At 59.3% G+C, this 9,285-nt stretch carries 7 protein-coding genes; 5 read left to right on the top strand and 2 right to left on the bottom strand.

The window, feature by feature from the left end:
* Positions 1-333: 333 nt before the first annotated feature.
* Both DBR18_RS11170 and DBR18_RS11165 read right to left on the bottom strand, forming a co-directional pair.
* Positions 334-1,554, bottom strand: coding sequence for a CaiB/BaiF CoA-transferase family protein (locus DBR18_RS11170; protein WP_108590359.1), 1,221 nt, complete (start codon positions 1,552-1,554; stop codon positions 334-336).
* A 13-nt stretch (positions 1,555-1,567) separates the two neighbouring features.
* Positions 1,568-2,749, bottom strand: coding sequence for an acyl-CoA dehydrogenase (locus tag DBR18_RS11165; protein WP_003220420.1), 1,182 nt, complete (start codon positions 2,747-2,749; stop codon positions 1,568-1,570).
* Positions 2,750-2,906: 157 nt separating this feature from the next.
* On the opposite strand from DBR18_RS11165, the gene DBR18_RS11160 reads away from it, so the two are divergent.
* From DBR18_RS11160 to DBR18_RS11140, 5 genes are all read left to right on the top strand, one after another.
* Positions 2,907-3,806 carry a LysR family transcriptional regulator gene (locus tag DBR18_RS11160; protein WP_108590358.1) on the top strand — a complete coding sequence of 300 codons (900 nt, stop codon included), beginning with the start codon at positions 2,907-2,909 and terminating at the stop codon, positions 3,804-3,806.
* A gap of 434 nt (positions 3,807-4,240) precedes the next feature.
* Positions 4,241-5,362, top strand: coding sequence for a Re/Si-specific NAD(P)(+) transhydrogenase subunit alpha (locus tag DBR18_RS11155; RefSeq protein WP_025112356.1), 1,122 nt, complete (start codon positions 4,241-4,243; stop codon positions 5,360-5,362).
* Between the two features lie 15 nt (positions 5,363-5,377).
* Entirely contained in the window at positions 5,378-5,698 is a 321-nt protein-coding gene (locus DBR18_RS11150) for an NAD(P) transhydrogenase subunit alpha (RefSeq protein ID WP_003220416.1), read from the top strand.
* Positions 5,698-7,131, top strand: coding sequence for an NAD(P)(+) transhydrogenase (Re/Si-specific) subunit beta (locus DBR18_RS11145; RefSeq protein ID WP_108590357.1), 1,434 nt, complete (start codon positions 5,698-5,700; stop codon positions 7,129-7,131). The genes DBR18_RS11150 and DBR18_RS11145 overlap by 1 nt, the downstream gene beginning before the upstream one ends.
* Before the next feature lie 214 nt (positions 7,132-7,345).
* On the top strand, positions 7,346-8,839 hold the full coding sequence (locus DBR18_RS11140) for an acetyl-CoA hydrolase/transferase family protein (RefSeq protein WP_108590356.1): 1,494 nt from the start codon (positions 7,346-7,348) through the stop codon (positions 8,837-8,839).
* The last annotated feature ends 446 nt before the right edge of the window (positions 8,840-9,285 follow it).

The raw sequence follows: 9,285 nt of genomic DNA, 5'->3' as shown, positions 1-9,285 counted from the left end.
TCTACAGCGTTACACGCTGCTGTCAACACCTCTTTTTCACCGCTTTCGACCGAGAAGATCGAACCGTCAAAAGAGCCAGACATCACCGCCCCTTCAACTCCTTCCAGGCTTCGATGAACTGAAGCAACTCGCTGCCGAAAACCGCATAACTCATTGAATCTCAAGGAGTTTTCCGTTTCGACTGCGCCGGAAGTGGGGCGAATTATAGACCTCCAGATTCTGCCGTCAACCGTTAATTTCACTTTTCTTTCAACAACTTACGGATCGGCTAAAAAACGCTCAAATCCTTCTACATATAAGAAGAGAAACGATGTCTTCTATATAGAGGGCTACTCAAAGCACCCCATCAGCCCTGAGTGCCTCCACTGCACCAGCGCCCAAACCCAGCACCCGCTGCAAAACGTCCAGCGTATGTTCGCCCAGCAAAGGGGGCGCGCGACGATACTCGACAGGCGTCTGCGACAACCGGATCGGACTCGCCACCTGCGGCACCAATCCCGCCAGCGCATGCGGAAGCTCTATAGCCAGCCCACGCGCCTTCACCTGCGGGTCCTCAAACACCTGGGACAAATCATTGATCGGCCCACACGGCACACCCGCCTGCTCCAACTGCGTCACCCATTCGGCAGTGGTTTTGAACACAGTCGCCTGGCGGATCAGGGGAATCAGTACCGCGCGATTCGCCACCCGCAGCTTGTTGGTCGCGAAACGCGGATCGTCCGCCCACTGCGGCTGGCCCGCCACCTCGGCAAATTTGCGGAACTGCCCATCGTTGCCAACGGTAAGAATGAAATCACCATCAGCCGTAGGGAAGTCCTGGTACGGCACGATGTTGGGATGCGCGTTACCCAGACGCTTGGGCGCATTGCCGGTAGTCAGGTAATTCATGGCTTGGTTTGCCAGACACGCAACCTGCACATCCAGCAACGCCATATCAATATGCTGCCCACCACCGTCGTGATCACGATGCGCCAGCGCCGCCAGAATCGCCACAGTCGAATAGAGTCCGGTAAGGATGTCCGTCAGCGCTACACCCACCTTCACCGGCCCGGCACCTTCATCACCTTCAGGACGTCCGGTCAGGCTCATCAGCCCCCCGAGCCCCTGGATCATGAAGTCATAACCCGCGCGCTTGGCATACGGGCCGGTTTGACCGAAACCGGTGATCGAGCAATAGATCAGATCCGGATTGATCGCCTTCAGCGACTCGTAGTCCAGCCCATAGGCAGCCAACCCACCGACCTTGAAGTTCTCGATGAGAATGTCCGACTTCGCCGCCAGCTCCCGCACGAGGTTCTGACCTTCAGGCCGAGTGAAGTCGATCGTCACCGATTGCTTGTTGCGGTTGGCCGACAAATAGTAAGCCGCCTCGCTGGTGTTCTCCCCGTAAGCGTCCTTGAGGAACGGCGGCCCCCAGGCACGCGTGTCATCGCCATTGCCCGGGCGCTCGACCTTGATCACCTCGGCGCCAAGGTCGGCAAGTATCTGCCCGGCCCACGGCCCGGCCAGCACGCGCGATAAATCCAGTACACGCAGATGCGACAGCGCGCCCATGTTCGCTCTCCTGTTAATAGAACGCCTGCAGACCGGTTTGCGCACGACCGAGGATCAGCGCGTGAACGTCATGAGTACCTTCATAGGTGTTCACCACTTCCAGGTTAACCAGGTGACGGGCCACACCGAACTCGTCAGAGATACCGTTGCCCCCCAACATGTCACGAGCCATCCGGGCGATATCCAGCGACTTGCCACAGGAGTTGCGCTTCATGATCGAAGTGATTTCGACCGCAGCAGTGCCTTCATCCTTCATGCGACCCAGACGCAGACAGCCCTGCAGGGCCAAGGTAATCTCGGTCTGCATGTCGGCCAGTTTCTTCTGGATCAATTGGGTAGCAGCTAATGGACGCCCGAACTGTTGACGATCCAGCGTGTACTGGCGAGCGGTGTGCCAGCAGAACTCGGCAGCACCCAAAGCACCCCAGGAGATGCCATAGCGTGCGGAGTTGAGGCAAGTGAAAGGACCTTTCAGGCCACGCACATCGGGGAAGATGTTCTCTTCCGGTACAAACACATTGTCCATCACGATTTCACCGGTGATCGATGCGCGCAGGCCGACCTTGCCGTGAATCGCCGGCGCGCTCAGGCCCTTCCAGCCCTTCTCCAGGACGAAGCCACGGATGTCGCCGGCATCGTCTTTGGCCCAGACTACGAACACATCAGCGATTGGGCTGTTGGTGATCCACATCTTGGCGCCGGTCAGGCTGTAGCCGCCGTCGACTTTGCGCGCACGGGTGATCATCGCACCCGGATCGGAACCGTGGTTTGGCTCGGTCAGGCCGAAGCAGCCGATCCATTCACCGGAGGCCAGTTTCGGCAGGTATTTCTGTTTCTGGGCTTCTGTACCGAATTCGTTGATCGGCACCATCACCAGCGACGACTGCACGCTCATCATCGAGCGATAGCCGGAGTCGACACGCTCCACTTCCCGGGCGATCAGGCCGTAGCTGACGTAGTTCAGGCCGCTGCCACCGTATTGCTCAGGGATGGTCGCGCCGAGCAGGCCGACTTCGCCCATTTCGCGGAAGATCGCCGGATCGGTTTTCTCATGGCGGAAAGCTTCGAGGACACGTGGCGCCAGGCTCTGCTGAGCGAACTGCGCCGCGGTGTCGCGGATCATGCGCTCTTCTTCGGTGAGCTGTTGATCCAGCAGCAGGGGATCGATCCAGTTGAAGCTAGCTTTACCGCCCATGAGTGTGTCCTCGCAAATCGGTGAATTAACGTGGCATTGATCCTAGGCCCGGTTCTCCATCGGGGCAAACGAGGATTTCGCATTCTGTTGTGCTAATTTCTCACTCCGTGACGTCGCTGAATGCCTTTTATGCGGCGCATTAGTGAGGTTACCGTACATGCGCAGGAAGATTCCCAGTACCACCGCCCTGATCAGCTTCGAAGCCGCCGCTCGTCATGAAAGCTTTACCAAGGCCGCCGAAGAGCTTTCCCTCACGCAGGGCGCCATTTGCCGACAGATCGCCAGCCTTGAGGACTTCCTCAGTGTGGAACTGTTCCGACGCTCGCGACGCGGCGTGAAGCTGACCGAAGCCGGCCTTTCCTACAGCCGTCGGGTGGCCACGCAACTGGACGCCGTCGAGCGCGATACACTCTCAGTGATGGGCCAGCAAGGCACCAACGTGATCGAGCTGGCGGTGGTGCCGACGTTCGGCACTCAGTGGCTGCTGCCACGCCTCAAGGATTTTCAGCTCAAGCACCCGGAGGTGACGGTCAACCTGACCAACCGCACCCGTCCGTTCCTGTTTGCCGACACCGATTTCGACGCGGCGATCTACTTTGGCGACGCCGATTGGTCGGGTACCGAATCACACAGGCTGATGGGCGAGAATCCGATGCCGGTGTGCAGCCCCAACCTACTCGGCAACAGGGCACATCTGACTCCGGACGAAATCGCCGAACTGCCTCTGTTGCAGCAAACCACTCGCCCCTACGCCTGGCGCCAGTGGTTCAACGCCCGGCACCTGAACATCCCCCGCGACATGACAGGCCCGCGCTACGAGCTATTCTCCATGCTGGCTCAGGCGGCCATGCATGACATGGGGATTGCGCTGATTCCCCCGTTCCTGATCCAGCGTGAACTGGCCGAGCAACGGCTGGTGATCGCCAACCCGAATGCGCTCTCCAGCATCAAGGCGTATTACCTGATGATTCCGGAGCGAAAGGTCGAATCGGCCTCACTCAAGGCTTTTCGTGATTGGCTGGTCAATCAGGCAAACAGCTACAGCCTAGAGGGATAAAGGGCTACAGCGATTATTAACCTCGTAGTCAGGAAATTCAAAGCCCTACAGATATAAGTATTTGTCGCAAAATCGCAGACTGTATCCGAAAGTCGTACAGACGTCCCACAAGCGCCTGCCGACGTGGCTTTGAGCCTCCATCCGCGACTCATTGCGGCCTATTCACGCCGCGGATGAGAAATTTTTTCAAATTCAGCCAGAATCCTTACAAGGCACGGCCTGCAAGGGATTGAACTGGCCATCTGCGACATTCGGTCACGGGATGACTTGTAGTTAATTTTCCGTCACCCGTCATAATCCCTTGAAGGGCATAAAGTTCGCCTGCAAAATGCCGCGCCCCGCCCTGATTTGGCGGGATCGTGCTGATCGGCCGCCCCAGTCGCACCATCCGCAGTGCCTGGGTTTACTCAATAAGATCACGCAGGAGATTTGACGTGCACATTGGTGTTCCTCTCGAAACCCAGACCGGTGAAACACGGGTTGCTGCAACCCCGGAAACCATTAAAAAGCTGATCAGCCAAGGTCATAAGGTCACTGTGCAAACCGGCGCCGGCGTCAAAGCCAGCGTTGTCGACAGTGCCTATGAAGCGGCGGGCGCAACCATTGGCAGTGCCAACGATGCGTTCGGTGCCGAGCTGATTCTCAAAGTGGTCGCCCCCAGCGACGCCGAACTGGCGCTGATCAAGCGCGGCACAGTGCTGGTTGGCATGCTCAACCCCTTCAATAACGAAACCATCGCCAAAATGGCCGAGTGCGGGATTACCGCGTTCGCCCTGGAAGCGGCGCCGCGCACCTCTCGGGCGCAGAGTCTCGATGTGTTGTCGTCGCAGGCGAACATTGCCGGCTACAAGGCTGTGTTGCTGGCCGCGCACTACTATCCGCGCTTCATGCCGATGCTGATGACCGCGGCGGGCACCGTGAAAGCGGCGCGCGTGCTGATTCTCGGCGCAGGTGTGGCCGGGTTGCAGGCGATTGCCACGGCGAAACGTCTGGGTGCGGTGATCGAAGCGTCTGACGTGCGTCCGGCGGTAAAGGAACAGATCGAATCCCTCGGCGCCAAGTTCGTCGATGTGCCTTACGAGACTGACGAAGAGCGCGAATGCGCGGTCGGTGTCGGCGGTTACGCGCGCCCGATGCCGGCAAGCTGGATGCAGCGTCAGGCCCAGGCCGTGCACGAGCGCGCCAAGCAGGCCGACATCGTCATCACCACCGCACTGATCCCGGGCCGCAAGGCGCCGACACTGTTGAGCGCCGACACCGTGGCGCAGATGAAGCCCGGCTCGGTGGTCATCGACCTCGCGGCAGCCCAGGGCGGCAACTGCCCGCTGACCGTGGCCGATCAGGTGGTGGTCGAGAACGGCGTGACCATCGTCGGCCCGACCAATCTGGCCGGTGAAGTCGCCGCAGACGCTTCGGCGTTGTACGCCCGCAATCTGCTGGACTTCCTCAAGCTGGTGTTCACCAAAGAAGGCCAGTTCGACGTCAACCTCGAAGACGACATCGTCGCCGCGTGCCTGATGTGCCGCGACGGACAAGTCATCCGCAAAAACGCCTAAGCAGGGATTCAGACGATGGAAGAGCTTATCTCCCCCGGTATCTACAACCTGATCATCTTCGTGCTGGCGATTTATGTCGGTTACCACGTGGTCTGGAACGTTACACCTGCGCTGCACACGCCGTTGATGGCGGTGACCAACGCCATTTCGGCGATCGTGATCGTCGGTGCCATGCTCGCTGCTGCGCTGACCGTCACGCCGCTGGGCAAGACCATGGGCACCCTCGCCGTGGCGCTGGCTGCGGTCAATGTGTTTGGTGGCTTCCTGGTCACCCGCCGCATGCTTGAGATGTTCAAGAAGAAAGCCCCGAAAGCAAAAGAAGAGGCGCCGAAGTAATGAGCATGAATCTCGTCACGACGCTCTACCTGATCGCGTCGATCTGCTTCATCCAGGCCCTCAAAGGCCTGTCGCACCCGACCACCTCGCGGCGCGGCAACCTGTTCGGCATGCTCGGCATGGCGCTGGCCATTCTCACCACCATCGGCCTCATCTATAAACTCGGTGCCGAGCTTGCAACTGCCGGTATCGGCTACGTCATCGTCGGCCTGCTGATCGGCGGCACTGCCGGTTCGATCATGGCCAAACGCGTTGAAATGACCAAGATGCCGGAACTGGTCGCTTTCATGCACAGCATGATCGGTCTGGCGGCGGTGTTCATCGCGATTGCTGCGGTGGTCGAGCCGCAATCCCTTGGCATCGTCAAGCAACTGGGCGACTCGATCCCGGCGGGCAACCGTCTGGAGCTGTTCCTCGGCGCGGCGATTGGTGCGATCACCTTCTCCGGTTCGGTGATCGCCTTCGGCAAGCTGTCGGGCAAGTACAATTTCCGCCTGTTCCAGGGTGCTCCGGTACAGTTCGCCGGTCAGCATAAGCTGAACGCGGTACTCGGTCTGGCGACGCTGGTGCTGGGTGTGACCTTCATGCTCACCGGCAACCTCGCCGCGTTCGCGCTGATGCTGGCCCTGGCATTTGTGATGGGTGTGCTGATCATCATCCCGATCGGCGGTGCCGACATGCCGGTGGTGGTGTCGATGCTCAACAGCTATTCGGGTTGGGCGGCGGCGGGTATCGGTTTCTCGCTGAACAACTCGATGCTGATCATTGCCGGTTCTCTGGTGGGTTCGAGTGGTGCGATTCTCTCGTACATCATGTGCAAGGCGATGAACCGTTCCTTCTTTAATGTACTGCTCGGCGGTTTCGGCAATACGGCTGACGCAGGACCTGCCGGTGCGAAAGAAGCCCGTCCGGTGAAATCCGGTTCGGCCGATGACGCGACCTTCCTGCTGACCAACGCCGACACCGTGATCATCGTTCCGGGTTACGGCCTGGCAGTGGCTCGCGCGCAGCATGCACTGAAAGAACTGACCGAGAAGTTGACTCACCGTGGCGTGACCGTGAAGTACGCGATCCACCCGGTGGCCGGTCGCATGCCCGGGCACATGAACGTCCTGCTCGCCGAGGCGGAAGTGCCTTACGACCAGGTATTCGAGATGGAAGACATCAACTCCGAGTTCGGCCAGGCCGACGTGGTGCTGGTGCTCGGCGCCAACGACGTGGTCAACCCGGCCGCCAAGAACGATCCGAAATCGCCGATTGCCGGCATGCCGATTCTCGAAGCGTTCAAGGCCAAGACCATCATCGTCAACAAGCGCTCGATGGCCAGCGGTTATGCCGGTCTGGACAACGAACTGTTCTACCTGGACAAGACCATGATGGTGTTCGGCGACGCGAAGAAAGTCATCGAAGACATGGTCAAAGCGGTGGAGTAATTTCCCGCGGCTGCACCGGACGCCCCGACTTGTCGGGGCGTTTTTGTTTGCGCAAAGCGTCGGACAATTTGCCACGTTGTTGCAGATCCGGTAACGGTGTTTTACTTCAAACCCGCTAAATAGACGCCTCGTTTGCGACCTTGGTAGCGGGACAGGCGCCCGCGAAATTCACTAGACTGCGCATCCTGCTACTCGCTTCCCGAGAAAATAATCCATGTACCGTGACCGTATTCGCCTGCCTTCGTTGTTGGATAAAGTGATGAGCGCCGCCGACGCCGCCGCGCTGATTGAAGACGGCATGACCGTCGGCATGAGCGGCTTCACCCGCGCGGGCGAAGCCAAAGCCGTCCCTCACGCACTGGCCGAGCGAGCCAAGGTCACGCCGCTGAAGATCAGCCTGATGACCGGCGCCAGCCTGGGCAACGACCTCGACAAGCAACTGACCGAGGCCGGCGTGTTGTCGCGGCGCATGCCGTTCCAGGTCGACAGCACACTGCGCAAGGCAATCAACGCCGGCGAAGTGATGTTCATCGACCAGCACCTGTCGGAAACCGTCGAGCAATTGCGCAACCAGCAATTGAAGCTGCCGGACATCGCGGTGATCGAAGCCGTGGCCATCACCGAGCAGGGCCACATCGTGCCGACCACCTCGGTGGGTAACTCCGCGAGCTTCGCGATTTTCGCCAAACAGGTAATCGTCGAGATCAACCTGGCGCACAACGCCAACCTCGAAGGCCTGCATGACATCTATATCCCGACCTACCGCCCGACGCGCACGCCGATCCCGCTGGTAAAGGTCGACGATCGCATCGGCAGCACCGCGATCCCGATTCCACCGGAAAAGATCGTCGCCATCGTCATCACCCAGCAAGCGGATTCGCCGTCCACCGTCTCGACCCCGGATGTCGACACCAACGCCATCGCCGAGCACCTGATCACTTTCTTCAAGCAGGAAGTCGACGCCGGGCGCATGACCAGCAAGCTCGGCCCGTTGCAGGCCGGGATCGGCAACATCGCCAACGCGGTGATGTGCGGCCTGATCGACTCGCCGTTCGAAGACCTGACCATGTACTCCGAAGTGCTGCAGGATTCGACCTTCGACCTGATCGACGCCGGCAAGCTGAGCTTCGCTTCGGGCAGCTCGATCACATTGTCGGAGCGGCGCAACAGCGATGTGTTCGGCAATCTGGAGAAGTACAAGGACAAACTGGTGTTGCGCCCGCAAGAGATCTCCAACCACCCGGAGGTGGTGCGTCGTCTTGGCATCATCGGCATCAACACTGCGCTGGAGTTCGACATCTACGGCAACGTCAACTCCACCCACGTCTGCGGCACGCGGATGATGAACGGCATCGGTGGTTCGGGTGATTTCGCGCGCAATGCGCACCTGGCGGTGTTCGTGACCAAGTCGATCGCCAAGGGCGGGGCGATTTCCAGCGTGGTGCCGATGGTCAGCCACGTCGACCACACCGAGCATGACGTCGACATTCTGGTCACCGAAGTCGGTCTGGCCGACCTGCGCGGTCTGGCCCCGCGCGAGCGCGCCCGGGTGATCATCGACAATTGCGTGCACCCGGACTATCGCCAGGCGCTGAACGACTACTTCACCGCAGCATGCGCCATCGGTGGCCACACCCCGCACATCCTGCGCGAAGCCCTGAGCTGGCACATGAACCTGGAAGAAACCGGTCGCATGCTCGCGGTGTAAATCCGCACAGTCGAACCGCTGATGCAAACACAGTTTGCGCCAGCGGTTTTTTCATTGCCCCTATCTGGCAAAAACTGTACTTCTGTACCGGTGATTTCCTACAGCTTTTGCCTACTCAAACCCCAAGATTGCGCGAAAATGCACCACTTAGGTGCGGATAGGTACAGTTTGTTCGATTTTGACCCGTACACCCCCTATAAACAGTTAACTGGTCACTCACAATACAGTTGAACTGTATCTAGAGAGACTAGGCAAACGAGAGGATCATGGGCACCAGTTAAACCACTACCTGATCCCGCCACAAGCGGAAGGATGTCAACCATGGAACGTACACTCAGTTCCGAACTGTTCTTCGAAGACAAAGCTGCAAAAAACCAGGCTTCCCTGCCTCTGCGCGTTATCGCCAACCTGATGCTGTGGCAGCGCCGCATCTCCAGCCGCCACCA

Source organism: Pseudomonas sp. HMWF021 (assembly GCF_003061005.1).
Classification (GTDB): Bacteria; Pseudomonadota; Gammaproteobacteria; order Pseudomonadales; family Pseudomonadaceae; genus Aquipseudomonas.
This window is presented reverse-complemented; position numbering and strand designations above follow the sequence as displayed.